This window comes from Streptomyces nojiriensis, assembly GCF_017639205.1.
Taxonomy (GTDB): domain Bacteria; phylum Actinomycetota; class Actinomycetes; order Streptomycetales; family Streptomycetaceae; genus Streptomyces; species Streptomyces nojiriensis.
The window spans coordinates 1,990,669-2,015,334 of record NZ_CP071139.1; the positions used below are offsets into that span (position 1 = coordinate 1,990,669).

Consider the following 24,666-nt stretch of genomic DNA (forward strand, 5'->3'; position numbering starts at 1 on the left):
GCACTGCCGCAACACTCCCGTCATAAGCGTGGTCAATTATTGACCTCACTTATCAGCGCGTTCGGACGAGCGCGCCGCAACGATCGCACCGCTACGAACGAGGAGCCGCCCCGTGCACGCCACCCCCTCACCCCCCGGCCGGGGCCTCGCCGGGCTCGGCCCGGCGCTGGGCGCGGCCGGCGTCGTACTCGCGCTCTGGTACCTCCTCGCCCGCTCCGGCGCGGTCGCGCCGGGGCTGCTGCCCACGCCGGGCGAGACCGCGGCCGCCCTGGCGGACAGCGCCCGCAGCGGCACCCTGGCCGCCGACCTCGGCGCCAGCCTCGCCCGGGCCGGACAGGGCTTCGCCCTGGGCGCCGTCGTCGGCGGCGCCCTCGGCTTCACCACCGGCTACCTGCCGAAGGCCTCCGCCGCCGTCACCCCGGTGATCTCCTTCCTCCGGCCGATCCCGGCCATCGCGCTGGTACCGCTCGCGACCGCCTGGTTCGGCATCGGCGAGAGCGCCAAGCGCCTGCTCATCGCGTACGCCGTCCTGCTCGCCGTCTGGCTGTACGTCCACGACGGGGTGTCCCGGGTACCGGTCTCCCATCTGCGGGCGGCCCGGTCGCTGGGGGCCCCGCTGCACCGGCGGTTCACCGAGGTGCTGCTGCCCGCCGCCGCTCCCGCCCTCCTCGCGGCCCTGCGCTACGGGGCCTCGGTGGCCCTGCTCGCGCTGGTGGCTGCCGAACTGGGCGGCGCGGACAGCGGACTGGCGTACCGGCTCCAGGTGGACGGCCAGTTCCTGCGGGTGGACCGGATGTTCGCGGGGCTGCTCGTACTCGGACTGCTCGGGGTGGCCGTCGACCTCGTACTGGCCGCCGTGGGCCGCCGGTTCGTGCACTGGAGCGCGTCATGAGCCTCGCGGTACGGCTGGAGGGGCTCTCGGCGGGCTACGGGGCCGGCGTGCCGGTGCTGGAGCAGACCGACCTGGAGTTCGCGGCGGGCTCGTTCACGGCGCTGCTCGGGTCCAGCGGATGCGGCAAGTCCACGGTCCTCAACACGGTGGCCGGGTTCGTACGGCCCACCGCCGGGCAGGTCACCGCGGGGGCGGAGCCGGTGCGCGGGCCGGGCCCGGAACGGGGCGTGGTGTTCCAGCACTACGCGCTGTTCCCCTGGCGCACGGCCCGCGGCAACGTCGAGTTCGCCCTGCGGCGCCTCGGACTGCCCCGTGCGGAGCGCCGCCGGCGCGCCCTCGCGGCGCTGGCCGAGGTGGGGCTCGCGGACGGCGCGGAGAAGTACCCGGCCCAGCTTTCGGGCGGGATGCAGCAGCGGGTGGCGCTGGCCCGGGCGCTGGCCGCCGAACCCGAAGTGCTGTTGATGGACGAGCCGTTCGGAGCGCTGGACGCGCTGACCCGGACCCGGATGCAGACCCTGCTGCGGGAGCTGTGGCAACGCCGCGGCACCACCGTCCTGTTCGTCACGCACGACATCGACGAGGCGCTGGCGCTCGCCGGGCGCGTGATCGTCCTCGGCGGGAGTCCCGGGCGGGTGCTCGCCGACCACCCCGTGCCGCCCGGGCCGCCCGATCCCGACCTGCGCTCCCTGATCGCCCGCCGTCTCGGCTCCGAATGATCCCGCTCACGTCCCCGGAAGGACCGCTCACCATGCTCAGACCCCGCGCGGTGGCCGCCGTACTGCTGGCCGCCCTGCTCTCCCCGTTCGCCACGGCCTGCGGCTCTTCCCCGTCGGGCCCGGCGGACGGCGGCCGCCCGGCCGTCACCCTCGCCGCGAGCGACCATCTCGGCGGCGCCCCCGTCCACGTGGCCGAGGAGGGCGACCTCTGGTCGGCCGAGGGCATCACGGCCAGCGTCACCACCCAGCCCACCGGCCGGGACGCGTTGAACGCCGTACTCGGCGGCCAGGCCCAGCTCGGCGTCGTCGGCGACCTGCCCGCCGTGACGGCCACGCTGGGCGGCCGCGAACTGCGGGTCGTCGCCGACCTGTCCCGGTTCTCCGACTGGCGCCTGCTCACCCGGACCGACCGGCAGATCACCGGCTTCGCCGCACTGAAGGGCCGCAAGGTCGGAGTCCCGCAGGGCACGAACGTCGAGTACGCGCTGTCGCGCATGCTCGCCTCGGCGCAATTGACCGCGGCGGACGTCACGGTGGTCAACCTCGCCCCGAACCAGGTCACTTCGGCCCTGGCCCGGGGCGACATCGACGCCGGGGTCACCTTCCCCAGCTTCTACGACGCCGCACGCACCGCCCTGGGCGGCACCTACGCCGAGCTCCCCTTCACCGGGTACACGGCCAGGACCCTCCTCGTCGCAGGCCCGTCGGCGAGCCAGGAGAGCACCACCGCCGTCCTGCGCAGCCTGCTGCGCGCCCAGCGGGAGCTCGGAGCCGACCCGGCCGGGGCCCGCAAGGCCGTGCTCGCCCAGTCCAAGGGCGCCCTCCAGGCCGCCTACGTCGACACCTTCCAGCCGCGCTACACGTACGGCGCCACCCTCTCCCCCGAGCTGCTGGCGCAGCTGGAGGAGGAGGCCGCCTGGGCCAAGGCCGCCCAGAACCTGCCCGGCTCCGCCGACCGCGCCGCACTGCTGAAGTACCTGGACGCCGGCCCCCTGACGGCCGTCGACCCGGCCGCCGTCACCGTCCGCTGAACCACCCGCACACGCACACGCACCCGCACACGTATCCAGGGGAGATCCCATGACCGTCGACCAGAACACCCTGCGCCGCCGCGGCGTCGGCCTGATCGCCCACGACCCCGAGCGCAGCTACGGCGGCTTCACCCTCTACACACCGATCACCAGCGCCGGCGAGATCCACCTCGTCGACATCGAGGGCCGGCCGGTCCACACCTGGAACTCCCCGCACCCGCCCGGCCGTCAGGCGCAGATCCTGCCGAACGGAAACCTCTTCTACGCGGCCAAGGACACGAGCGGCCCGACCCTCTTCCCCATCTGGGACGTCTACCACGGCGGCATCTTCCAGGAGCTGGCCCCGGACTCGACGGTGCTCCGCGAGGTCCGGCACCCCTTCCACCACCACGACGCCTCGACCCTGCGCAACGGCAACCTGCTCATCGGGGCCGTCGAGCCGCTGGACCCGGCCGACGCGGCCCGGATCCGGGGCGGCATCCCCGGATCCGAGGCGCCCGGCGGGGTGATCTACGGGGACGTGGTGTACGAACTGACCTGGGACGGGGCGATCGTGTGGCGCTGGGCCGCCATCGAGCACCTGGACCCGCAGGAAGTGCCGCTGAACCCGCACTTCGCCCGCAACCACTGGCCGATGGCCAACACCGTCAACGAGAGCGCGGACGGCTCGATCGTGGTGGGCTTCCGCAGCGCGTCCACCACCGTGTCGGTGGACCGTGCCGACGGGTCCGTGCGGTGGCGCATCGGCCCGGACGTACTGGCCCAGCAGCACCATCCGCACGAACTGCCCGGCGGCACCCTCCTGGTCTTCGACAACGGCACCTACCGCGACACCACCTCGGTGCCGTACTCGCGCGTGCTGGAGCTCGACCCGTCCACCGGCAAGGAGGTGTGGGCGTACGAGGACAACCCGCCGCAGAACTTCTTCAGCCCGTACATGTCCAGCGCCCAGCGCCTGCCGAACGGCAACACCTTCATCGCCGAAGGCTCCTTCGGACGGCTCTTCGAGGTGACCCCCGGCGGCGAGGTCGTGTGGGAGTTCGTGGTCCCGCAGTTCCGGTCCTTCGGGGAAGGCGTGGGCCTGGAGTCCTCGGCCGGCGCCCAGAACTCGGTCTTCCGCGCCTACCGGTACGCCGCGGAGCAGATCCCGTGGCTGTGAGGCACACCTGCCCCACACACCCCGAATCATTTCACCGGAAGGCGTGTACGGCCGATTGAATTGCCGCACGCTCAATCGCGGCGACGGCCAAGAAGGACCGCGGGCCGGCCGAGCCGGTCTGGGCCTGGCGGCCAAGCCGGTGTGGGCCGTCGCCGCGGGCATCCGGGCCCCGGGCAACACCGCTGCCAACTTCTCTTAATATTGCGGTCATTGTATGGCACCGCTATCGGGCGTAGCGTTTTCGAAAGAAATTGATGACGGGCCGAATTACCTGATCCCGCATCGGCTTCCCTTTTCCGTACGCCGAGCAGGAAGGCGCAATTCTCCGTGTCCGTTTCCTCATCGTCACCGGCGCCCCTGCACCTCGCCGTCGCCCTCGACGGCGCGGGCCGGCACCCGGCCGCCTGGCGCGAGCCGGGTGCCCGGCCCGCCGAGCTCTTCACCGCCCGCTACTGGGCCGGTCTCGCCGGCGAGGCCGAGGCCGGGCTGCTCGACTTCATCACCTTCGAGGACGGCCTCGCCCTCCAGTCCTCCTCGCCCACCGGACCCGACGGGCGCACGGACCGGGTCCGCGGCCGGCTGGACGCGGTGCTCACCGCCGCCCGGGTCGCACCTCTGACGCGGCACATCGGGCTGGTCCCGGCCGTGACGGCGACCCACACCGAGCCCTTCCACATCTCCAAGGCGATCGCCACGCTCGACCACGTGAGCCGGGGACGGGCCGGCCTGCGGATCCAGGTGTCCGGGCTCGCCCACGAGGCACGGCACTTCGGGCGGCGGACCGCTCCGTTCGCGGACGGGGAGCTGTACGCGGAGGCCGCCGACCACGTCGAGGTGATCCGGCGGCTGTGGGACAGCTGGGAGGACGACGCGGAGATCCGGGACGTGGCCACGGGCCGGTTCGTCGACCGCGGGAAGCTCCACCACATCGACTTCGAGGGGCGGCACTTCAACGTCAGGGGGCCTTCGATCACCCCGCGCCCGCCGCAGGGACAGCCCGTCGTCAGCGCGTCCGGCGACGGCGAGGCCTCGTACGCGCTCATCGCCCGGTCCGCCGAGATCGGGTACGTGGCCGCGCACGACGGCGCCGGTACGCGCGCGGCCGTGGCGGCGATCCGGCGGGCCCGGGAGGCGACCGGGCCCGCCGCGGACCCGCTGCACCTCTTCGGGGACCTCACGGTGTTCCTCGACGCGGACGCTCCGGCGGCCGCCGCGCGCCTGGAGCGCCTCGACGCGCTCGCGGGTGTCCCGTACGCCGGTGACGGCGCCGTCTTCACCGGGAGCCCCGGGCAGTTGGCGGACCTGCTCCTGGAGCGGCGTTCGGCAGGCCTGTCCGGTTTCCTGCTGCGGCCGGGCGTGATCGCCCACGACCTGCCCGCCATCACCCGGGGGCTGGTGCCGGAGCTGCAGCGGCGCGGGGCCTTCCGCCGGGAGTACGGGGCGGACACCCTGCGCGGCCTGCTCGGGCTGGAGCGCCCGGCCAACCGTTACGCGCGGCCCGCAGCCTGATCACGGCCCGACCCGCCGCCCGACCCGGACCCTCCGGAAGGACGAACCATGAGCAGCAAGCCGCTCAAGCAGATCCATCTCGCGGCCCACTTCCCGGGCGTCAACAACACCACCGTGTGGAGCGACCCGGCCGCCGGCAGCCACATCGACTTCGACTCGTTCATCCACTTCGCGCAGACGGCCGAGCGCGCCAAGTTCGACTTCCTGTTCCTCGCGGAGGGGCTGCGGCTGCGCGAACAGGGCGGTGAGATATACGACTTGGACGTGGTCGGCCGGCCCGACACCTTCACGGTGCTCGCCGCCCTGGCCGCGGTGACCGAGCGCCTGGGCCTGACCGGGACCATCAACTCCACCTTCAACGAGCCCTACGAGGTGGCCCGCCAGTTCGCCACGCTCGACCACCTCTCGGAAGGCCGGGCCGCCTGGAACGTGGTCACCTCCTGGGACGCCTTCACCGGCGAGAACTTCCGGCGCGGCGGATTCCTGCCGCGTGAGGACCGCTACTCCCGCGCCCAGGAGTTCCTGGCGACCGCCACCGAGCTGTTCGACTCCTGGGACGGCTCCGAGATCTCCGCCGACGCGGCGACCGGCACGTTCCTGCGCGACGCACGGGCCGGGGCCTTCGCCCACCGGGGCCGGCACTTCGACATCGAGGGCCGCTTCAACGTGCCGCGCAGCCCGCAGGGCCGGCCGGTGGTCTTCCAGGCGGGCGACTCCGAGGAGGGCCGGGAGTTCGCCGCCGCCGGCGCCGACGCGATCTTCGGACGGTACGGAACCCTCGACGCGGGGCGGGAGTTCTACGCGGACGTCAAGGGCCGGCTCGCGGGGCACGGCCGTACGCACGACCAGTTGAAGATCCTGCCCGCGGCCACCTTCGTCCTCGGGGACACCGACGCGCAGGCCCGGGAAATCGCGCACGAGGTGCGCCGCCTCCAGGTCAGCGGGCAGACCGCGATCAAGTACCTGGAGCACGTCTGGAACCGGGACCTGTCCGCCTACGACCCGGACGGTCCGCTGCCCGAGATCGACCCCCGGGTCGGGGAGAACACCATCGCCCTCGGGCGGGCGAGCGTAAGGCAGTTCCGCGATCCGCTCGCCACCGCGCGGCAGTGGCGCGAGCTGGCCCGGGCCAAGAACCTGTCGATCCGCGAACTGGTGATCGCGACCACCGCCGACCAGACGTTCGTCGGCTCGGCCGCCACGATCGCCGAGTCGATCAACACCTTGGTGCAGGCGGACGCCGCCGACGGTTTCATCCTCGTCCCCCACATCACCCCGGGCGGTCTGGACGGCTTCGCGGACTCCGTCGTACCGCTGCTCCAGGAGCGCGGGGTCTTCCGCACCGAGTACGAGGGCACCACCCTGCGCGACCACCTCGGTCTCGCGACCCCGGCGCCTGCCCCGGCCGCGGCCGCGGCCCCGGCCCCGGCCCCGTGAAGTTCCTCGCCATCACCCTGATCACGGACTCCCCCGACCCGGCGACGGGTGGTCTGAAGCCCACGCGGGAGCGGTTCCGTGAGGTGGTCGCCGCCGCCCTGCTGGCGGAGGAGCTCGGCTTCGACGGCTTCGGCGTGGGCGAGCGCCACGAGCGGCCCTTCCTGTCCTCCTCGCCGCCCGTGGTGCTCGGCCACATCGCCGCGCTGACCCGCCGGATCCGGCTGTTCACCGCCGTCACCACGCTGAGCCTGCTCGACCCGGTGCGGGCGTACGAGGACTACGCGACGCTCGACCACCTCAGCGACGGGCGCCTGGAGCTGATGATCGGCAAGGGCAACGGCGCGGCGCAGCGCGAGCTGTTCCAGGTGTCCCCCGAGGACCAGTGGGAACGCAACGCCGAGGGCTACGAGCTGTTCCGCCGGATCTGGCGGGAGGACAAGGTGAGCGCGCAGCCGCGCTTCCGGCCCGCGCTGAGCGGTGCGGAGGTGCTGCCGAGACCGTTCCAGCGGGCCCTGCGGGTCTGGCACGGCAGTGCCACGAGCCGGGAGTCGGTCGATCTCGCGGCGCGCTGCGGCGACCCGCTCTTCTCGGCGAACGTCACGCACCCGATCGGGCCGTACGCGGAGCTGATCCGCCACTACCGGGAGCGCTGGGAGCACTACGGGCACGATCCGGCCCGGGCCGTGGTGGGTGCGGGCACGGCCGGCTACCACGCGGCCCGCACCTCGCAGCAGGCGGTGGCGGCGTACCGGCCGGCGTTCGCGCGCTACCTCGCCTTCCACGAGCAGCTGGGCGCGGCCCCCGTCTTCCCGACCCTGGAGGACTTCGTCGAGCGGAGCTCGGCGCTGATCGGCAGCCCCCAGCAGGTGATCGAGAAGGTGCACCGCTACCACGAGGCCTTCGGCCACACGGCCCTGCACCTGCAGGCCGAGGCGGGCGGGCTCGCCGAGGCGGACCACCGCGCCTCGCTCGAACTCTTCCAGTCGGACATCGCGCCGGTCCTGCGCCGCGCGATACCCGACCCCCGCTTCCCCGACCCTGCCTTCCCCGACCTTTAAGGAGTCCGGCCATGCCCGGCATCCCCCTCGGGGTCCTCGACCTCGTCCCCGTCTCGTCCGGTTCCACCGCCGCCGAAGCCCTGCACCGGAGTATCGATCTCGCCCGGCGGGCCGAGGAGTTCGGCTACGCCCGCTACTGGTTCGCGGAGCACCACCTCAATCCCGGGGTCGCCGGGACCTCTCCGGCGGTCGTGCTCGCGCTGACCGCCTCCGCGACCTCGGCCATCCGGCTGGGCTCGGGCGCGGTGCAGCTCGGGCACCGCACCGCGCTGTCGACCGTCGAGGAGTTCGGCCTGATCGACGCACTGCATCCCGGACGCATCGACCTGGGGCTGGGCCGCTCGGCGGGCCGGCCCCGGCCGTCCGACGGTCCGGGCGCGCGGCCGCCGGTCACGCCGGTCGTGGACGGGTACGCCCCGAACGGGCTGCGGATCCCCGAACCGTTCTCCTTCGCCCCTCTGCTGGGCCATCCGCGGGTGGCCCTCCAGCAGAAGCTGCTGAACCTGCCGGGAGCCCAGCCGCAGGAGTACGGCGAGCAGGTCGACGACGTGCTCGCGCTGCTGCGGGGCGAGTACCGCTCGCCGGAGGGCGTCGAGGCGCATGCCGTCCCCGGCGAGGGGGCCGACGTACAGGTGTGGATCCTGGGCAGCAGCGGCGGGGTGAGTGCGGAGACGGCGGGGCGCAACGGGCTCCGGTTCGCGGCCAACTACCACGTCAGTCCTGCGGCGGTGCTGGAGGCGGCCGCGGGGTACCGGGCCGCTTTCAAGCCTTCGGCCGAGCTGGACCGGCCGTATCTGACGGTGTCCGCCGATGTGGTGGTGGCCGAGGGCGAGGAGGCGGCGCACGAGCTGGCCACCGGGTACGGGGCCTGGGTCCGCAGCATCCGGACGGCCGAGGGGGCCATCCCCTACCCCACCCCGGCCGAGGCGCGGGCCCTGCCGTGGACCGATGCGGACCGGCGGCTGGTGGCCGACCGGCTGGAGACCCGGTTCGTCGGCTCCGCGCGCACCGTCGCCGATCACCTGGAGCGGCTCCAGGCGGCGACGGGCGCCGACGAACTGCTGATCACCACGATCACGCACGGGCACGCGGAGCGGGTGAACTCCTACCGGCTGCTCGCCGAGGAATGGCACCGCCGGGCGCACTGACGAGACGCGTAGAACGCGACGCCGAAGGTGTAGGGGGTTCCCTCATGCTTCGGCCGGTCCGGCACGGAAGGCTGATCAGGGCAATTGGCCGCCGTGGCGGCGAACCGAACAGAAGGACACCCATGAGACGCATCTCCGTAATCCGCAACGCAGGGCGCGCCGTGCTCGCGCCGGGAATCGTCGCGGCCCTGCTGACGGGCGGCGTCGCGCATGCCACGGATGCCGAACCGAAGCCGGCGGGCACGACACCGATCGGCAGCTCCGCCGGCAGTCCGTCGATCTCAGCCGACGGCCGTTACGTGGCCTTCGCCTCGCCGGCAAGGGATCTGGTGGCCGGCGACACCAACCGGGCGGACGACGTGTTCGTGCGCGACCGGCAGACCGGCGCCATCACCAGGGTCAGCGTCGACTCCGCGGGCAACCAGGCCAACAACGTGAGCCGGAATCCGTCGATCTCGGCCGACGGCCGCTACGTCGCGTTCGAGTCCTTCGCGACGAACCTGGTGGCCGGTGACACCAACCGCTACCGCGATGTTTTCGTGCACGACCTGCAGACCGGCGAGACGACCAGGGTCAGCGTCGGAAGCCACGGCGAACAGAGCGACAGTGAGAGCTCCCATCCGTCGATCTCCGCCGACGGCCACTACGTCGCGTTCGACTCCCCCGCGTCGAACCTCGTGTCCGGCGACACCAACGACAGCCACGACGTCTTCGTGCGCGACCGGCAGACCGGTGGGACCACCAGGGTCAGCGTCGATTCGAACGCTCGCCAGGGCGACGGCATCAGCCAACTGCCGTCGATTTCGGCGGACGGGCGCTACGTCGCCTTCTCTTCCGGGGCGAGGACGCTGTCCCTGTTCCCCGACAACAACCACGCTGACGACGTGTTCGTGCACGATCGGCTGACCGGGTACACCGACCGGATCAGCGTCGGTCCCGGCGGCGAAGAAGGAAATTCCGCCAGTCGCACGGCGACCGTCTCGGGCGACGGCCGTTTCGTCGCCTTCGAATCCACGGCGTCGAATCTGGTGGCGGGTGACACCGGCGGGCCGTTCGACACCGACATCTTCCTGTACGACCGGGTTACGCGGACGACGACGCAGGTGAACCTCGGCCCCGATGGCCTGAGCGACGGCAGGACCCCCGGCCAGGAGCGGACCACGCTCTCGGCCGACGGCCGCTACATCGCGTTCGTGTCCGGCGAGGACAAGCTGGTGACCGGCGACACCAACTCGAGCTGGGACGTGTACGTGCGAGACCGGGTGAGCGCCACGACGACCAGGGTCAGCGTCGCCGACGACGGCTCGCAGAGCGATGGGCACAGCTACAGCCCCGCGATTTCGGCCGACGGCCACCACGTCGCATTCACGACCGGCGCGACGAACCTGGGCGGTGACGGCACCGGCCGGAAGTTCAACCTGTACGTGCGCGGACTCGGCAACTGACGTGCCGGCTGCCGCGGCGTCCTCAATCGCGCGCCGCGGCGGCCCACACACCGGCCAGAGCAGCCCGACCGGAGACGCCGACCTTCGCGTAGGCCCGGCCCAGGTGGACTTCGATGGTCTTGGGACTCAGATGCAGCCGGAGGCCGATGTCCCGGTTGGTCAGGCCGTCCGAGACCAGGTTGACGATCTCGACCTCGCGGGCGGTCAGGTCGAACCGCTCGGCACCGCTTTCGGGCCGGGGACCGCGCGCGTTCAGGCGCCGCTCCTCGCGCGCGACCTGGGGCAGGAACAGTTGCGCGTCACACCGGGTGAACAGCGCGCGGGCGGACACGAGGTGCGCACGGGCCTGGTCGATCGCCCCGCTGCCGCCGAGCGCCGTCGCGGCGAGCAGGTGCGCCCGCCCGGCCTCCACGGCCACCCCGATCCGGCCGAACGTGCCGGCAGCGGCGACGGCGAGCGGTGCGGCTGCCGCCGGATCCGTCGGCAGCGTGGCGATCGCGCGGGCCTGCTGTGCCATGGCGGTGCGCAGCGGAAGTTCGAGCCGGCGCGCCGCGTCCTCCGCCCTGTCGGCCCATGCCGCGGCCGCAGCGACCCGGCCCGCCGCAACCTCCGCCTCCGTGAGCATCAGGTACACCAATGGCCTGGTGCGGAGTCCCACCGCCGGCAGCTCGGTCCCACCGCCACTGGTGAGCAGCAGTTCTATGCACGCGTGCGGGTCACCCGAGTGCAACAGCGCCTGCGCCAGCATCGCCTCGGCCTGACCGCTACGCCAGGAACTCATGGCCGTCGTCTGGTCGTCGACGACGATGGCCTCCTTGCCCAGGCGGATCGCCTCGGCCAGGTCACCGCGCCAGGTGGTGATCCAGCACCCGAAGGTCAACGCCATGACGCGCAGCTCCTCGCTGCCGGTCAGTTGCGCCGACTCCAGGCTGTCGTCGAAGCAGGTCGCCGCCTCCGCGAGTTCGCCGAGGTAGGCATGCACCATGCCGCGGATCGCGGTCAGCAACGCGATCTTGTGGGACTGCCCGCTCGCGCGGGCCAGTTGCAGGCCGCGGCTCATGTGCCGGCTCGCCGCCGTGAGCCGATCGGCGGAGATCTCCGACCAGCTCAGCCAGAACGCCGCATCGATGTCCCGGACCAGGTCTCTGTCGGGAAGCGCGTCCAGTAGTGCGGCCGCCTCGTCCAGCCGGTCCGCCCGCCGGTCGATGAGCGTTGCGGCGGACAGCGCCGTCGCGAGCAGCATCGGATCCCCGACTTCCCGCGCGGCCGCGATCGCCTCGGCCACCCGGTCCTGTCCGTGCTCGCGCTCGACGCTTTCACCGGCGACGAGCGCGACGAGCAGGACGGCCGCCGAGTGGGCGTCGACCCCTTCGACGCGTTTCCACTCGCTGTGCAGCATCGCCCTGGCCTCGGTGTAGCGCCCGAGGATCTGCTCCACCGTCGCACAGGCCCGCACTGTCTGTGCCCGGATCCGGGTGAGTTCGGCGGGCAGGAGCCGCAGCACCTCGTGCATGGTCTCCCTGGCCTGCCGCAGGTCGCCCGTGGCGCCGAGTACGTGTGCCAGCCGGCCGAGCAGGATGAGGCGCTGCGGAGTGGCCGACTCCGGGTCGGGGAGCAACCGGATGGCCGCCCGCAGGAAGTGCCCGGAGGTCGCAGGCGTGGTGTGCATCGTCGCCTCGGCCGCCTCGGTGAGCGCCGCGACCGCGTCGAGGTCGCCTCGGACGGCGGATCGCTCCACGTGCCGGGCGAACTCGGCCGGCGGCGCGCCCCGGCTCCGGAGTGCCGAAGCGGCCCGGCCGTGTGCCTGAAGCCGCCAGCCAGGACCCGCGTCCTGGTAGGCGACGCTGCGCACGAGCGGATGCCGGTACCGGAACCGGCCGGTCGCGCCGTCCAGCCGCACCAGGTCACGCTCGGCGAGCCGATCGAGCGCGGCGAGCACGGACCCGGCGTCCATGGCCGCCGTCCGGGCGAGCGAATCGGCCTCGAAGTCGTCGCCCACGACCGCGGCGGCATGCGCGACGACCCGCTCTTGGGGGGTCAGCGCGGCCAACTCGGCGGCGAGCACCGCGTGGACCGCCACCGGGATCGCCCCGTCGGGGTGGAGCGCCGCATCGCCGACGGCGACACCCCGTTCACCGGCCCGCACCAAGGCTTCCAGGTAGAACGGGTTTCCGCCACTGGCCCGGTAGAGCTCTTCCCGCCGGGAACGGCCCAGACCTTCCGGCATGACGTGGCCGGCATCGGCGCGGCTCAGCGGCGCGAGTTCCAGCAGCTCGGCGCCTCCGTCGGTCGCGGCGCGGGACAGCGCGTGCCACAGCCGCAGCGACGTCTGCCGGGGCCTGCCCGCCAGTGCCAGGACCAGCCGCGCGCGGGGCGGGTGGCGCAGAAGGTGGTCGAGCAGCTCGACCGAACCCTCGTCCGCCCAGTGCAGATCGTCGAAGACGAGCACCAGCCCGGACGGCTCGGCGGCCAGCTCCAGCAACGCCCGAACCGCCCGGTGCAGCCGGTACCGCTCCGCGTCGACCAGGTCGGCGGGGCCGGTGGCGGGAATCGCCGGGAACACGGTCGCGAGAAGTGCGAGCTGCTGTTTCCCGAGAAGGGCGAGACGCTCCGGGCCCAGCTCGGCGAGCCGGTCGTCGAGCGCGTTGACGAACACACCGAACGGGATGTGGGATTCGAACTCCGCCGCGCGTGCGCTGCGGACCGCCCATCCTGCTGTGTCCGCGAGCTTCCCCAGCTCCGTCAGCAGCCGGCTCTTGCCGATCCCGGGTTCGCCGGTGACCGCCACGCACCAGGTGCCACGTTCGCCCGCCAGCACCGCGCGCAGGATCGCGACTTCTCGCGCCCGGCCGGGAAATCCGCGGACGGACTCCCCCATCACTTCGACAGTCATGCTGGCGTCGACTCACTTTCCGTCCGCGACCAGGCGATGGTACCGACGCGGCCGGGCGCCCGCCGCCGGAGGTGTCCGGCGGCGGGCGGCTCGTCCGTCAGGTGTCGCGGACCGCGACGATGCCGTTGAAGACGCCGACGTACGCGGTGCCGTCGGGGCCGAGTGTGATCGGGGCCCAGTTGTTGTCGTAGAGCGGGCCGGTGCCGGTCAGCTGCCGCCAGCGGCGCTCACCCGTACGGAAGTCCACGGCCGTGAGGTACCAGGCGTCGATGCCCCAGACGTTCGGCTCCTTCTCGTAGAAGTAGAGCAGCCCGTTCGCGGTGGAGAGCTTCGGGACCACGGAGGGAGCGCGGATCGCGCTCTCCCAGACCGTGTCGCAGCCGCTGCCGTCGGCGCGGACGTCGATGCGGGCCACTCCGCCCACGACGGACTTGCCCAGCAGCAGGGTGGTGGGGTTCTCGTAGCCGTAGTTGTTCTCGACGACGATGCTGTTGCCCCAGGTGATGAGGGAGTTGTCGGTGGTCGAGGCGCCGGAGCCGAACACCGGCACCTTGCAGACCAGCCGCCGGTCGGCCGGGACGTCCGCGCCCCGCTTGTAGACCAGGACGTTCATCCGGTCGTCGGCGTTGTCGGTGATGGCGACGTAGCCCTGGCCGAAGAGGTCGGGGGTGGTGCCCGAACCCTGGTTGACCGAGCCGGGCTTGGCCGCCGTGCCCCGGTCGTACGTCTGGCGCCACTGGATCTCGGGGGTGCCGTCGGCACCTGCACGGAAGCTGTAGAGCGCGTGGTCGGAAACGATGGAGACACCGTCCTCGGCGACCGAGAAGGAGTTCTGGATCTCCTCTCCCCGCAGCTGGACGGAGCGGATCCGGCCGGTCGCCGGATCCACCGTGCCGACCCGGCCCTGGCGGGTGACCCACCAGATGCGGCCGTTCCAGTCGGGCATCACGGAGGTGACCGGGTCGCAGGTACCGCTGGGCCACAGGTTGGTCCAGGTCACGCAGTCGTGCGGGACCTGCCCGGTGAGGTCCCAGTCGTCGTCGACCGTGAACTTCCAGCTTCCGTCGGGGTTCTGGGAGTGGGCCAGGCGCAGGATGTGCTGGCGGGAGTCGGCCAGCACGGCCCGGTCCTGGTCGTCCAGGTAGAAGTAGGCGCCGCCCGAGGTGTCCTTGAAGATCTTCGCGAAGTCGAGCGAGGTGATCGCCTCGACCGTCGAGGAGCGCTGCGGGAGCTGGTGTTCCGCGAGCGTGGCGAGCGTACGGGGCTCCAGGAGCTTGACCTTGAAGCCGGAGAAGGTGCCGCACACCGTGACGAGCCGGCCGGCCGAGTCGAAGGTCGCGGTGGCGCACTCGCCGCCGAGTGCGGCGATCTTCTCGCTGGTCACCTTCGGGTTCTTGCCGAGCGGCCCCGACCAGGGGGAGGTGGCACTGCCCGCCGCGTCGGAGTGCATGCCGCTGCGGCCGTTGGGCGCGAGGAAGGGGTGCTGCGGGGGTGCCTCGCCGGGCAGCGGGGCGGCGGCCGCGGGGGCGCCGTCGTAGTGCGTGACGAGGCGGTGGCCGGGGGCCTTGGGTATCTCCTCGGCCTGGGCCGGCGAGCCGCCGTACATCACCGTGAGTGCGGCGACGACGGGCAGCACGGCGCAGTTCAGCGATCTTCGGAACATCCGGACTTCCTCCATGTCTCTCAGCGTTGTTGACATTGCGTCTGATGTCGCGCCGCCGCCAGACGCTAGATCGCACCACTCGAGGAGTCCATGGATGGGCCGGATGATTCACGAAGGCGCAACAGTCGATCAAGGATTCAGGCTGGACACGACGTTCGCGGTGGCCGTCAGGCCGTTGTGGATGGTCGCGGCCATGCTGCTGCTCGCCAGGTAGAAGCCGAGCAGCGCACAGATGACGGCGTGCGAGAACTTGAGACCGCCGCTGCGCAGGAAGATCCAGGCCAGGATGAGGAGCAGGACGACCACCGAGAGGGAAATCACCATCGAAACCTCCTTACTCGCCGCCATGGTGGCGCAGCAGGGGGTGCCTTCGGGCGAAAGGCGTGTCCGCCGTACGGGTGTTGACCGTCCGTGACGGCCGGTCGGTCCTTGACGATCTCGTCCCGGCGGGTCGTACGGTCACACCGTCCACCGGGTGCAGGGGGCTTGTCGGGGTCCTGCCCGCCGTGCCATATATGTCTAGACCATTAAGGAAGCCGAGGAAGGCAACCCCGTGCGACGCAGCGCCCCCACGCTCGCCCTCCGCCTGGCCGTCGCAGGCATCACCGGCATCGCCGCCGTCACCGGCCTCACGGCCTGCTCCGCGCCCGACACCGAGGCCCCGCCCGCCCCCGCCGGGCTGACCGCCCAGGCCGGCAGCGCCACGAGCGTGCACGTCATGTGGGACGCGGCGGCCGAACGGGACGGGGTGACCGGCTACCAGGTCTTCGAAGCCGACCGCCTGGTCCGCGAACTCCCCGCCGAGAAGACCATGGTGGACATCACCGGCCTCGCCCCGCAGACCGGTTACGCCTTCACGGTCCGGGCCCGGGACGCCGCCGGGAACCTCTCCGGTCCCGGCCCGGCCGCCCGGGTGACCACCCCGGCCGCCAAGGCCGAGGACCGCACGGCCCCCACCTCGCCGGCCACCACCACCGCCCGGGCGACCGGGCCCCGGTCCGCCCAGGTGTCCTGGACGGCTGCGACCGACGACACGGGCGTCACGGCCTACGACGTCTACCAGGGCGGCGTCCGGATCCACACCGCCGGCCCGGGCGAGAGCACCACGGCCCTGGACAACCTCCGGCCGGACACCGTCTACACCTTCACCGTCCGGGCCCGCGACGGAGCGGACAACTCCTCCGCCGACGGCCCGGCGGTGGACGTGACGACCCCGCCCGCCTCCGGCGACGGCCCCGGCACGGCCCCCGCCGAATTCGCCGCGACCGCCTCCCCGGGCACCGTCACGCTGACCTGGACCGCCCCGGACACCGGCGACCCCACCACCGAGTACGAGCTGTACGTCAACGGACTGCCCACGACCGTCATCCAGTTCGGCGCGGGTGCCGTGCCCAGCGGCCGGGCGGAGCACCGGCTCACGGTGGCCGAACCCGCCGGCACGGTCTGGGCCGTGAAACTGCGGGCCAGGCTCCCCGACGGCAACTGGGGATCCTTCTCCGCGGAGCGGCGGATCACACTCGTCGCATGAAAGAAGACACCGATCCGGCCTGAACGGCACGGCCGCACGGGAAGATCGCGCACAATACATCCGTGTTCGGTGAGTACTCGTTCAATGACAATCAGGCAGGATCCGCGGCCGGCGATCCCGGACCGGCCCCCTGCCCGGCCCCCGGCAACCTGCCTCCGGAACCTGCGAGCTTCGTCGGCCGGGAGCGCGAACTGGAGCTGCTCGACGGCCTGTTGCACGAACGAAGACTGGTCACCCTCACGGGGGTGGGCGGCGTCGGCAAGTCACGGCTCGCCCTTCGGGCCGTCGCCGCCGCCCGCCAGGTTCGCCCCGACGGAGTCTGGTGGGTGGAGCTGTCGCCCCTGCGCGACCCGAGCCTGCTCACGGCCACCGTCGCCCACACCGTCGGCCTCGCCGACCACTCCCCGCGCCCTCCCGACGAGGAGCTGTGCGCATGGATGGCCGACAAGGAGCTGCTCCTGGTGCTGGACACCTGCGAGCACCTGGTGGCCGACTGCCGCCATCTGGTCGGCGAACTCCTGCAGTCCGCGCCCGGCTTGACGGTCCTGGTCACCTCCCGCGAGCCGCTCGGCATGCCGACCGAGGAGGTCGTCACGGTCCGGCCGCTGCCCTGCGAGGGGCCCGACAGCGATGCCCTCACGCTCTTCCGGGCGCGCGCCCTGGCCGCCACCCCGCGGGCGGCGGCCGTCTTCGCCGACCCCGCGCGGACCGCCGTCGCCGCCGAGGTGTGCCGGCGCCTGGACGGCATCCCGCTCGCGCTGGAACTCGCGGGCGCGCGGCTGCGGTTGTGGACGCTGGAGCACATGGCCGAGCGGATCGGCGCACGCCTCGATGTGCTGTCCGACGCCCGGGCCGCGCTGCCGCGCCGGCACCAGACGATGCGGACCACGATCGGCTGGTCCCACGAACTGTGCGAGCCGCTGGAACGGCTGCTGTGGGCCCGGCTCTCGGTCTTCACCGGCGACTTCGACACCGCCGCGGCGCGCGCCGTCTGCTCGGGCGGGCCGCTGCACGCCGCCCGGGTGGAGCGCGTACTGGCGGGCCTCGCCGCCAAGTCCGTGGTCCTGCGCATCGAGGAGCGCGGTACCGGGGCCCGCTACCGGATGCTGGACACGATCCGCGAGTACGGACAGGACTGGCTGGACGAGCTCGGCGAGGTCGAGATCGTCACCGACCGGCACGCCCACTGGTACGCGGCGCTCTCCCAGGCCGCCGAACGGGGCTGGATGGGCCCGGGGCAGGTGGACTGGTACCGCAGGATCACCGCCGAACACGCCCAGCTGCGTACCGCCTTGGAGCACCTGATCGCCGCCGACCCGACCGCGGCGCTGGAGATGGCCGGGGTCCTGTGGTTCTACTGGTTCGCGTGCGGGCACGTGCACGAGGGCCGCGGCTTCCTGGAACGGGCCCTGCGGGCCGCTCCGCGCACGGGGGCCGCGTACAACCAGGCCGTGTGGGCCCTCGGACTCACCATGCTGCTCCAGGGCGACATGGACGCGGCGCGGCAGCTCGGCGACGAATGCACGCGGGACGCGGCCCGGCTCGCGGACCCCGAGCGGGAGCTGCGCGCGGCCTATCTGGCGGCCGCGTCCGTCCTCATGCCCGGCGACCCCGTACGGGCCCTGCGGCTGGCCGGTCCCCGGGCCCGGGCGGGCCACGGCGGGCGGACCAGCGGCACGGGCTGGCTCCTGTGCAAGCTGGCCACCAGCTACTCGCTGTGCGACCTGCGGCGCTTCGACGAGGCGACCGAGGAGGCACAGTCCCTGCGGGAGGCCTGCGCGGAGCTGGGCGAGCGCTGGCTGCGGGCGTACGCGGACTACATCCTGGCGGTGGCGGCACTGGGCCTGGGGGACCACGGCGAGGCCGCCCGGCACGTCCGGGCCATGCTCTCGGGGAAACGACTGCTCGGCGACCGCTTCGGCATCGCGCTCGGCCTGGACCTGCTGGCCGCGGCGGTGGCCGGGCTGGGCGACGGGGAACTCGCGGCGCGGCTCCTCGGCACCGCGCACGCCTGGTGGCGCACGGTGGGCCGGCCGCAGATGGGCTCGCCCTCACTGACGGCCCTGCGGGACCAGGGCGAGCGGCAGGCCCGCGCGGCGATCGGAGACGCCGCCTACGAGGCGGCGTTCCTGGGCGGCGCGGCTGCGCCCACCGGCTGAGTCTCGGCCGGTGGGTCTGGAGTACGGCCTAAATCCTGGGCTCCCGTCAGTACGGGAGGGGTCTGCCCGACGGTGTGCGCAGGTCCAGGTCTCGGGGGGCGGGCTTCGGGACGGGCTTACGGATCAGCTGCTGGCGCATGCTGCCTCCTCGCTCAGACCAGGGCCGGGCGGCGGGGTTCCACCGTGCGGCTGTCGGGGAGCAGTTCACCGGTGTCGTCGAACACGACGACCCCGTTGCACAGCAGGCTCCAGCCCTGTTCAGGGTGAGAGGCCACAATGCGGGCGGCGTCGTGATCGGCGCTGTCGGCGGTAGGGCAGGGTGGCTGGTGGGAGCACATGGCGCACCTCCTCGCGAAGTGGGGCGGGAGCGCCGGTGGTCACCCGGTCGATTCCGCGATCCACGGTGGCGGTGAGTATTACTGATCGCCGCCCCCGGACGGAACCCATATCGGCCGTCCAGTTCAGGGTGTGTATGCCCGCTTACCATGCGCTCATGCCCGCTATTCGGATCGTTCACCGCACGTCTTTGGCACCGGTCGAGGCGTGGCCGAAGCTCACGGACTGGGAGCGCCACGGTGCGCAGGTCCCGCTCACCCGGACGATCATGGAGACGGCACCCCCGACCCGCGTCGGAACGATCTTCACGGCGCGGACGGGCGTGAGCAGGATCACATTCGACGATCGCATGGAGGTCGTCGAATGGCGACCCCCTGCGGAGGATCTGCCGGGACTGGTCCGGCTGGAGAAGCGCGGCCGGTCGGTGACGGGCTGGGCGGAGATCGAGATCCGCCCCCTCGCCGCGGGCGGCGCGGAGATCCACTGGCGGGAGGAGCTGCGCCTGCGCGGCCTCCCCCGCGCCCTGGATCCCGTGGTCGCGGCGGCGGGCCGGCTCCTCTTCGGCCGGGCCCTCGCACGCCTGCTGCGGCCTTAGGGTTTCGTGATCACCGTGCCGGTGATCACGAAGCGACCGAGGAGATCTCCGTGGCCACTCCGCCACAGCCGCAGCAGCAGGGCGCCGGCCCGTACAACCCCTACGCCGCGCCCGTCCCGCAGCAGGGCGGCCCGGCCGGCCCCGGGCATGCCGGACCGCAGCCCTACGGCGCGTACGGCGCGTACGGCGCGCACCCCGAGCCGGGCCGGTACGGCTGCCGCCTGTGCGGGGCCTGGCCCGCCGCGCACGCGACCGTACGCGGCCACCAGGGCCTGATCCTGCTGATGCGGTTCCTGAGCCTGCGCGGACCGTTCTGCCGCGACTGCGGCCTCGCCACCTACCGCCGCATGTCCTCGGACACCCTGTGGCAAGGCTGGTGGGGGCCGCTGTCCGTCTTCATCACGCCCGTGACCCTGCTGATGAACCTCGGCCCGCGGGCGTCCTTCCGCAAGCTCGCTCCCCCGGCGGGCGGCTTCCGGCCCGCCCTCGACCCGGGCAAGCCGATGTGGCGCCGGGCCCCGGTCCTGCTGTTCCTCGCACCGGTGCTGCTCGTCCTGCTGGGGATCCCCGCACTGATCGGGGTCGCCCTGCTCGTCGGTGACGGCACGCCGACCCTGTCGGTGGGCCAGTGCGTCGGCAACGAGTGGGACGGGGACCGGCTGCGGCTGCACGTGCGGGACTGCGGTTCGCCGCGCGCCGAGTACCGCGTCAGCAAGCGCCTCGAGTCGTCCGGCGACCGGTGCGCCCCGCTCGACCGGGTCGCCGGCGCCGAGTACGGCCCGGACGGCTCCACGCTCACCTGCCTCACTCCCCTGCCCCGGTGACGCGAGAGCTCCCGGACACCGTGGGGCGTCCGGGAGCTCTCGTCCGCGGGCCCGCGTCAGCGGATCGGCATGCCGGAGATCGTGCGGGCGATCACCAGGCGCTGGATCTCGCTGGTGCCCTCGAAGATCGTGTAGATGGCGCTGTCCCGGTGCATGCGCTCCACCGGGTACTCACGGGTGAAGCCGTTGCCGCCGAGGATCTGGACCGCCTGGGCGGTGACCTTCTTGGCGACCTCGCTCGCGAAGAGCTTCGACATCGAGCCCTCCGCCGACTCGAACGGCCGGCCCGCCACCGCCATCCAGGACGCCCGCCACACCAGCAGCCGGGCCGCGTCGATCTGCGTCCGCATGTCGGCGAGCTGGAAGGCCACGCCCTGGTTGTCGATGATCGGGCGGCCGAACTGGGTACGGGTCTTCGCGTAGTCGAGGGCCACCTCGTACGCCGCGCGCGCGGTACCGACGGCCATCGCGCCGACCGCCGGCCGGGAGGCCTCGAAGGTGGCCATGGCCGCGTTCTTCACGCGCTCGCCGCCGCCGCTGCGGGCGCGCTCGTGGGCCCGCGCGAGGCGCTCGTCCAGCTTCTCCTTGCCGCCGAGCAGGCAGGAGCCGGGGATCCGCACGTCTTCCAGCACCACCTCGGCCGTGTGCGAGGCGCGGATGCCGTGCTTCTTGAACTTCTGGCCCTGGGACAGGCCGGGGGTGTTCGGCGGGACGATGAAGGAGGCGTGCCCCTTGGTCCCCAGCGCGGGATCGACGACCGCGACCACGATGTGGACGTTGGCGATGCCGCCGTTCGTCGCCCAGGTCTTGGTGCCGTTGAGCACCCATTCGTCCTTGGCCTGGTCGTAGACCGCCCGGGTGCGCATCGAGCCGACGTCCGAGCCGGCGTCCGGCTCGGAGGAGCAGAAGGCGGCCACCTTCACGTCGTCGGGGGTCCCGTACATCTGCGGGATCCAGGTGCCGATCTGCTCCTCGGTGCCGTTGGCGACGACGCCGATGGCCGCGAGTCCGGTGCCGACGATGGACAGCGCGATGCCCGCATCACCCCAGAAGAGCTCCTCCATCGCCATCGGGATGCCGAGCCCGGTCGGGTCGAAGAACTGCTGGGCGTAGAAGTCCAGCGAGTAGATGCCGACCTTGGCGGCCTCCTGGATGACGGGCCAGGGAGTCTCTTCGCGCTCGTCCCATTCCGCGGCCGCGGGACGCATCACATCGGCGGCGAAGCCGTGGATCCAGTCCCGTACCTGCTTCTGGTCGTCGTTGAGCTCCATGGTGAACTCCGCCATGTCCCCTCCACCTGTCTGTACTCGGCCCTGCGGAAGTTACTAGCGGTAACCTACGCGAAGACCACAGTGTGTTACCGGTGAGTAAGCACTGTCAAGCACCGTCCGCACCGGCCACGACGGCGGACGGGGTGACCTCCGATTCGATCGACAGGGTGTGCGGGGTGTTACGTTGCGTGGGCGTCACGCACATCGCAAGGGCGGGGAGAGAAACACGTCATGGAGACCACTCAGCAGGCCGGCGAGCCGGGAGCGGCCGAACGCCGCCGGCGGGAGCTGCTCGAAGCCGCCGACCGGGTCGTGCTCAGGGACGGCCCCAAAGCCTCCATGAACGCGATCGCGGCAGAGGCCGGCATCACCAAGCCCATCCTCTACCGGCACTTCGGGGACAAGGCGGGCCTCTACCAGGCCCTCGCCGTCCGCCACACCGACGCCCTGCTCGACTCGCTGCGGGCCGCACTCGACGCCCCTGCCGAGCGGCGCCGCCGGGTGGAGGCGACCCTCGACACCTATCTTGCCGCCATCGAGGCCCGCCCGCAGGTCTACCGCTTCCTCATGCACCCGGCCGAGGACTCCCACAGCGCCGAACGCGGCTTCGACGTCGGCCTGCACTCGGCCCCGCTGCTGCGCCGGCTCGGCGAGGAGCTGGCCGAGGTGATCGGCGAACGGGTGGACCTCGGCCCGGGGGGCGAGCGCCTCGCCCGGATCTGGGGCCACGGCATCGTCGGCATGATGCACGCGGCCGGCGACTGGTGGCTGGGCGAACGCCCCTGCGAGCGCGCGGACCTGGTCGCGGGCCTCACGGACCTGCTCTGGGGCCGCCTGGCCACCGCCGGCAACCGCAAGGACGGCCCGGGCTTCTAGCCGCACATCCAGCCTCGCCGGCCACCTCCAGCCCCGCCGGCGTTTGAGGCGCGGGGTCTGGGGCGGAGCCCCAGGAAACCCGGCTCCGCCGGGCACCGGGCTCCGCCCGGACCGGCGCCTCAAACTCCCCCAGCTACCGCTGGGAGGTACCCCCTGGCGAGGCTGGGATGCGCCCGGCGAAACCGGAGGCAACGGTGGGCTAGCCGCGCAGCGCCTCCGCTCCCCAGGTGGTCTTCCGGATGGCGCGCCGCAGGCGACTGGCGCGCAGGCCCGTCACGCGGTCCGCGTACACCGTCCCGTCGAGGTGGTCGCACTCGTGCTGCAGGCACCGCGCGAAGAACCCCGTCCCGTCGATCTTGACGGCGGCCCCGTCCGACGTGACGCCTTCCACCACCGCGTGGTCGTAGCGGACCGTCCCCGCCTCCAGCCCCGGCAGGGACAGGCACCCCTCCGGCCCCAGGAACTCGTCCCCGTCGGCCGTCACCAGCCGCGGGTTGACGATGTGCCCGACGTGGCGGACGTCCTCGTCGTCGGGGCAGTCGTAGACGAACACCCGCTGTCCGACGCCGATCTGGTTCGCGGCGAGCCCGACACCCTCGGCGGCGTACATCGTGGCGAACATGTCCTCGATGAGCCGGTCGAGTTCCGGGCCGAATTCGGTGACTTCCGCGCACGCGGAGTGGAGCACCGGATCGCCGAGCAGGCTCATGGTGCGGACGAGGCCGGCGGTACCGGGAATGGGGCGCTGTCGCATGGCCTCAACCCTACGACGGGCGACTATATGAGGAGATCCGCGGCGGGGCGGGGGGCGCCGCGGTCAAGGCTCCGGCCGGTACTGGATAGGCTGGGGCCGACCGACGCAAGGAGGACAAGGGACGATGGCAGGCAACACGGAGCCGCTTTCGCCGCGGGCCAAGCTGGCCGTGACGGCGGGCAAGGCCGCGGCGGCGGTGTCGCGGGCCGCGGGACGCGGAAGCGGATCGGTGATCGGTGGCAAGGTCGCACTCAGGCTCGACCCCGATCTTCTCGGCGCGCTGGCGCAACATCTCGATGTCGTCCTCGTCTCCGCGACGAACGGCAAGACCACGACGACCCGACTGATCGCGGAGGCCCTGCGGGCCAGCGGTCCGGTCGTCTCCAACGCCCTCGGCGCCAACATGCCGGCCGGCATCACGTCCGCGCTGGCCGGCGGCTCGGACGCCAAGTACGGCGTCATCGAGGTCGACGAGAAGTACCTGGCCGGAGTGGCCCGGGACGTCACCCCCAAGGTGATCGCCCTGCTCAACCTCTCCCGCGACCAGCTGGACCGCGCCGCCGAGACCCGCATGCTCGCGGAGAAGTGGCGCGAGGGGCTCCAGGGCTCCAAGGCGGTCATCGTCGCCAACTGCGACGACCCGCTGATCGTGTGGTCCGCCTCCTCCTCCCAGAACGTGGTGTGGGTCGCGGCCGGCCAGGAGTGGAAGGACGACGCCTGGTCGTGCCCCTCCTGCGGCGGTGTCATGCAGCGCCCGGGCGACGACTGGTTCTGCGGCGAGTGCGGATTCCGGCGCCCGACCCCGACCTGGGTGCTCTCCGGCGACCACGTCCTGGACCCGCACGGTTCGGCCTGGCCGATCCACCTCCAGCTGCCCGGCCGCGCCAACAAGGCCAACGCCGCCACCTCGGCCGCCGTGGCCGCCGTCTTCGGCGTCCCGCCGCAGGTGGCGCTGGAGCGGATGTACCAGGTGCAGGCCGTCGCCGGCCGCTACGACGTGGTGAGCTTCCAGGGCCGCGAGCTGCGGCTGCTGCTCGCGAAGAACCCGGCGGGCTGGCTCGAAACGTTTTCGCTGATCGATCCCCCGCCGACCCCGGTGATCCTCTCGGTGAACGCGCGCGGCGCCGACGGCACCGACACCTCCTGGCTGTGGGACGTGGACTACCCGCGGCTGGCCGGTCACCCGATCTTCGTGATCGGTGACCGCAAGCTGGACCTCGCGGTCCGCCTGGAGGTCGCGGGCCTGGACTTCCGCGTGTGCGACACCCTCGACGAGGCCGTGCAGCTCGCGCCGCCCGGACAGATCGAGCTGATCGCCAACTACACCGCCTTCCAGGACGTGCGCCGCCGCGTCGGCAACTAGTACTCATAC

The 24,666-nt window shown here is 72.5% G+C and carries 21 protein-coding genes; 15 read left to right on the forward strand and 6 right to left on the reverse strand.

All coding sequences use genetic code 11. The features are described 5' to 3' along the window. The first annotated feature begins 112 nt into the window (after positions 1 to 112). The 9 genes from JYK04_RS09300 (at position 113) to JYK04_RS09340 (ending at position 10,395) form a co-directional block, all read left to right on the forward strand. Positions 113 to 892: an ABC transporter permease gene (locus JYK04_RS09300; RefSeq protein WP_189746032.1), complete on the forward strand. Its 780-nt coding sequence runs from the start codon at positions 113 to 115 to the stop codon at positions 890 to 892. Then, the gene (locus JYK04_RS09305) at positions 889 to 1,608 is read left to right on the forward strand and encodes an ABC transporter ATP-binding protein (RefSeq protein ID WP_189746034.1); all 720 of its coding nucleotides are present in this window, start codon (positions 889 to 891) and stop codon (positions 1,606 to 1,608) included. Before JYK04_RS09300 ends, JYK04_RS09305 begins: the two co-directional genes overlap by 4 nt. A gap of 32 nt (positions 1,609 to 1,640) precedes the next feature. Continuing rightward, positions 1,641 to 2,639: an ABC transporter substrate-binding protein gene (locus JYK04_RS09310; protein ID WP_189746036.1), complete on the forward strand. Its 999-nt coding sequence runs from the start codon at positions 1,641 to 1,643 to the stop codon at positions 2,637 to 2,639. Positions 2,640 to 2,688: 49 nt separating this feature from the next. Further along, entirely contained in the window at positions 2,689 to 3,798 is a 1,110-nt protein-coding gene (locus JYK04_RS09315; protein WP_189746038.1) for an aryl-sulfate sulfotransferase, read from the forward strand. Positions 3,799 to 4,125: 327 nt separating this feature from the next. Then, positions 4,126 to 5,307, forward strand: a complete 1,182-nt coding sequence (locus JYK04_RS09320; RefSeq protein ID WP_189746040.1) for an LLM class flavin-dependent oxidoreductase — start codon at positions 4,126 to 4,128, stop codon at positions 5,305 to 5,307. A gap of 48 nt (positions 5,308 to 5,355) precedes the next feature. Next, positions 5,356 to 6,744, forward strand: coding sequence for an NtaA/DmoA family FMN-dependent monooxygenase (locus JYK04_RS09325; RefSeq protein WP_189746042.1), 1,389 nt, complete (start codon positions 5,356 to 5,358; stop codon positions 6,742 to 6,744). Continuing rightward, entirely contained in the window at positions 6,741 to 7,802 is a 1,062-nt protein-coding gene (locus JYK04_RS09330; protein WP_189746044.1) for an LLM class flavin-dependent oxidoreductase, read from the forward strand. Before JYK04_RS09325 ends, JYK04_RS09330 begins: the two co-directional genes overlap by 4 nt. A gap of 11 nt (positions 7,803 to 7,813) precedes the next feature. Beyond that, positions 7,814 to 8,950: an LLM class flavin-dependent oxidoreductase gene (locus tag JYK04_RS09335; RefSeq protein WP_189746046.1), complete on the forward strand. Its 1,137-nt coding sequence runs from the start codon at positions 7,814 to 7,816 to the stop codon at positions 8,948 to 8,950. A 122-nt stretch (positions 8,951 to 9,072) separates the two neighbouring features. Then, positions 9,073 to 10,395 carry a TolB-like translocation protein gene (locus tag JYK04_RS09340; RefSeq protein WP_202186054.1) on the forward strand — a complete coding sequence of 441 codons (1,323 nt, stop codon included), beginning with the start codon at positions 9,073 to 9,075 and terminating at the stop codon, positions 10,393 to 10,395. A gap of 22 nt (positions 10,396 to 10,417) precedes the next feature. Here JYK04_RS09340 and JYK04_RS09345 read toward each other — a convergent pair whose 3' ends face one another. From JYK04_RS09345 to JYK04_RS09355, 3 genes are all read right to left on the reverse strand, one after another. Next, on the reverse strand, positions 10,418 to 13,288 hold the full coding sequence (locus JYK04_RS09345; protein ID WP_189746048.1) for a helix-turn-helix transcriptional regulator: 2,871 nt from the start codon (positions 13,286 to 13,288) through the stop codon (positions 10,418 to 10,420). Positions 13,289 to 13,385: 97 nt separating this feature from the next. Continuing rightward, entirely contained in the window at positions 13,386 to 14,951 is a 1,566-nt protein-coding gene (locus JYK04_RS09350; RefSeq protein ID WP_189746050.1) for a hypothetical protein, read from the reverse strand. Positions 14,952 to 15,080: 129 nt separating this feature from the next. Further along, positions 15,081 to 15,275 (reverse strand): hypothetical protein, encoded by a 195-nt coding sequence (locus JYK04_RS09355; protein ID WP_189746052.1) that lies wholly within the window; start codon positions 15,273 to 15,275, stop codon positions 15,081 to 15,083. 229 nt (positions 15,276 to 15,504) lie between these two features. On the opposite strand from JYK04_RS09355, the gene JYK04_RS09360 reads away from it, so the two are divergent. Both JYK04_RS09360 and JYK04_RS09365 read left to right on the forward strand, forming a co-directional pair. After that, on the forward strand, positions 15,505 to 16,479 hold the full coding sequence (locus JYK04_RS09360; RefSeq protein WP_229876791.1) for a fibronectin type III domain-containing protein: 975 nt from the start codon (positions 15,505 to 15,507) through the stop codon (positions 16,477 to 16,479). Between the two features lie 62 nt (positions 16,480 to 16,541). After that, on the forward strand, positions 16,542 to 18,638 hold the full coding sequence (locus JYK04_RS09365; protein WP_189746053.1) for an ATP-binding protein: 2,097 nt from the start codon (positions 16,542 to 16,544) through the stop codon (positions 18,636 to 18,638). Between the two features lie 152 nt (positions 18,639 to 18,790). On the opposite strand, the gene JYK04_RS09370 is transcribed toward JYK04_RS09365, so the two are convergent. Next, positions 18,791 to 18,976: a DUF5999 family protein gene (locus JYK04_RS09370; protein WP_030011808.1), complete on the reverse strand. Its 186-nt coding sequence runs from the start codon at positions 18,974 to 18,976 to the stop codon at positions 18,791 to 18,793. Positions 18,977 to 19,131: 155 nt separating this feature from the next. Between JYK04_RS09370 and JYK04_RS09375 the strand changes: the two genes are divergently transcribed. Both JYK04_RS09375 and JYK04_RS09380 read left to right on the forward strand, forming a co-directional pair. Next, complete coding sequence (locus tag JYK04_RS09375; protein ID WP_189746055.1) at positions 19,132 to 19,569, forward strand: SRPBCC family protein; 438 nt, start codon at positions 19,132 to 19,134, stop codon at positions 19,567 to 19,569. Between the two features lie 50 nt (positions 19,570 to 19,619). Further along, on the forward strand, positions 19,620 to 20,393 hold the full coding sequence (locus JYK04_RS09380) for an LppU/SCO3897 family protein (protein ID WP_189746057.1): 774 nt from the start codon (positions 19,620 to 19,622) through the stop codon (positions 20,391 to 20,393). Positions 20,394 to 20,449: 56 nt separating this feature from the next. Here JYK04_RS09380 and JYK04_RS09385 read toward each other — a convergent pair whose 3' ends face one another. Beyond that, positions 20,450 to 21,679: an acyl-CoA dehydrogenase family protein gene (locus tag JYK04_RS09385; protein WP_150256329.1), complete on the reverse strand. Its 1,230-nt coding sequence runs from the start codon at positions 21,677 to 21,679 to the stop codon at positions 20,450 to 20,452. A 216-nt stretch (positions 21,680 to 21,895) separates the two neighbouring features. Between JYK04_RS09385 and JYK04_RS09390 the strand changes: the two genes are divergently transcribed. Beyond that, positions 21,896 to 22,540, forward strand: a complete 645-nt coding sequence (locus JYK04_RS09390) for a TetR/AcrR family transcriptional regulator (RefSeq protein ID WP_030011804.1) — start codon at positions 21,896 to 21,898, stop codon at positions 22,538 to 22,540. A 199-nt stretch (positions 22,541 to 22,739) separates the two neighbouring features. Here JYK04_RS09390 and def read toward each other — a convergent pair whose 3' ends face one another. After that, the gene (gene def, locus JYK04_RS09395) at positions 22,740 to 23,294 is read right to left on the reverse strand and encodes a peptide deformylase (protein ID WP_189746064.1); all 555 of its coding nucleotides are present in this window, start codon (positions 23,292 to 23,294) and stop codon (positions 22,740 to 22,742) included. Positions 23,295 to 23,418: 124 nt separating this feature from the next. On the opposite strand from def, the gene JYK04_RS09400 reads away from it, so the two are divergent. Then, positions 23,419 to 24,657: a MurT ligase domain-containing protein gene (locus JYK04_RS09400; protein ID WP_030010289.1), complete on the forward strand. Its 1,239-nt coding sequence runs from the start codon at positions 23,419 to 23,421 to the stop codon at positions 24,655 to 24,657. The last annotated feature ends 9 nt before the right edge of the window (positions 24,658 to 24,666 follow it).

Bases quoted from the DNA above. Each gene is read 5' to 3' on its own strand.
- JYK04_RS09305 (WP_189746034.1), top strand. From the start codon at position 889: ATGAGCCTCGCGGTACGGCTGGAGGGGCTCTCGGCGGGCTACGGGGCC.
- JYK04_RS09310 (WP_189746036.1), top strand. From the start codon at position 1,641: ATGCTCAGACCCCGCGCGGTGGCCGCCGTACTGCTGGCCGCCCTGCTC.
- JYK04_RS09315 (WP_189746038.1), top strand. From the start codon at position 2,689: ATGACCGTCGACCAGAACACCCTGCGCCGCCGCGGCGTCGGCCTGATC.
- JYK04_RS09325 (WP_189746042.1), top strand. From the start codon at position 5,356: ATGAGCAGCAAGCCGCTCAAGCAGATCCATCTCGCGGCCCACTTCCCG.
- JYK04_RS09335 (WP_189746046.1), top strand. From the start codon at position 7,814: ATGCCCGGCATCCCCCTCGGGGTCCTCGACCTCGTCCCCGTCTCGTCC.
- JYK04_RS09340 (WP_202186054.1), top strand. From the start codon at position 9,073: ATGAGACGCATCTCCGTAATCCGCAACGCAGGGCGCGCCGTGCTCGCG.
- JYK04_RS09345 (WP_189746048.1), bottom strand. From the start codon at position 13,288: ATGACTGTCGAAGTGATGGGGGAGTCCGTCCGCGGATTTCCCGGCCGG.
- JYK04_RS09350 (WP_189746050.1), bottom strand. From the start codon at position 14,951: ATGTTCCGAAGATCGCTGAACTGCGCCGTGCTGCCCGTCGTCGCCGCA.
- JYK04_RS09355 (WP_189746052.1), bottom strand. From the start codon at position 15,275: ATGGTGATTTCCCTCTCGGTGGTCGTCCTGCTCCTCATCCTGGCCTGG.
- JYK04_RS09370 (WP_030011808.1), bottom strand. From the start codon at position 18,976: ATGTGCTCCCACCAGCCACCCTGCCCTACCGCCGACAGCGCCGATCAC.
- JYK04_RS09375 (WP_189746055.1), top strand. From the start codon at position 19,132: ATGCCCGCTATTCGGATCGTTCACCGCACGTCTTTGGCACCGGTCGAG.
- JYK04_RS09385 (WP_150256329.1), bottom strand. From the start codon at position 21,679: ATGGCGGAGTTCACCATGGAGCTCAACGACGACCAGAAGCAGGTACGG.
- JYK04_RS09390 (WP_030011804.1), top strand. From the start codon at position 21,896: ATGGAGACCACTCAGCAGGCCGGCGAGCCGGGAGCGGCCGAACGCCGC.
- def (WP_189746064.1), bottom strand. From the start codon at position 23,294: ATGCGACAGCGCCCCATTCCCGGTACCGCCGGCCTCGTCCGCACCATG.
- JYK04_RS09400 (WP_030010289.1), top strand. From the start codon at position 23,419: ATGGCAGGCAACACGGAGCCGCTTTCGCCGCGGGCCAAGCTGGCCGTG.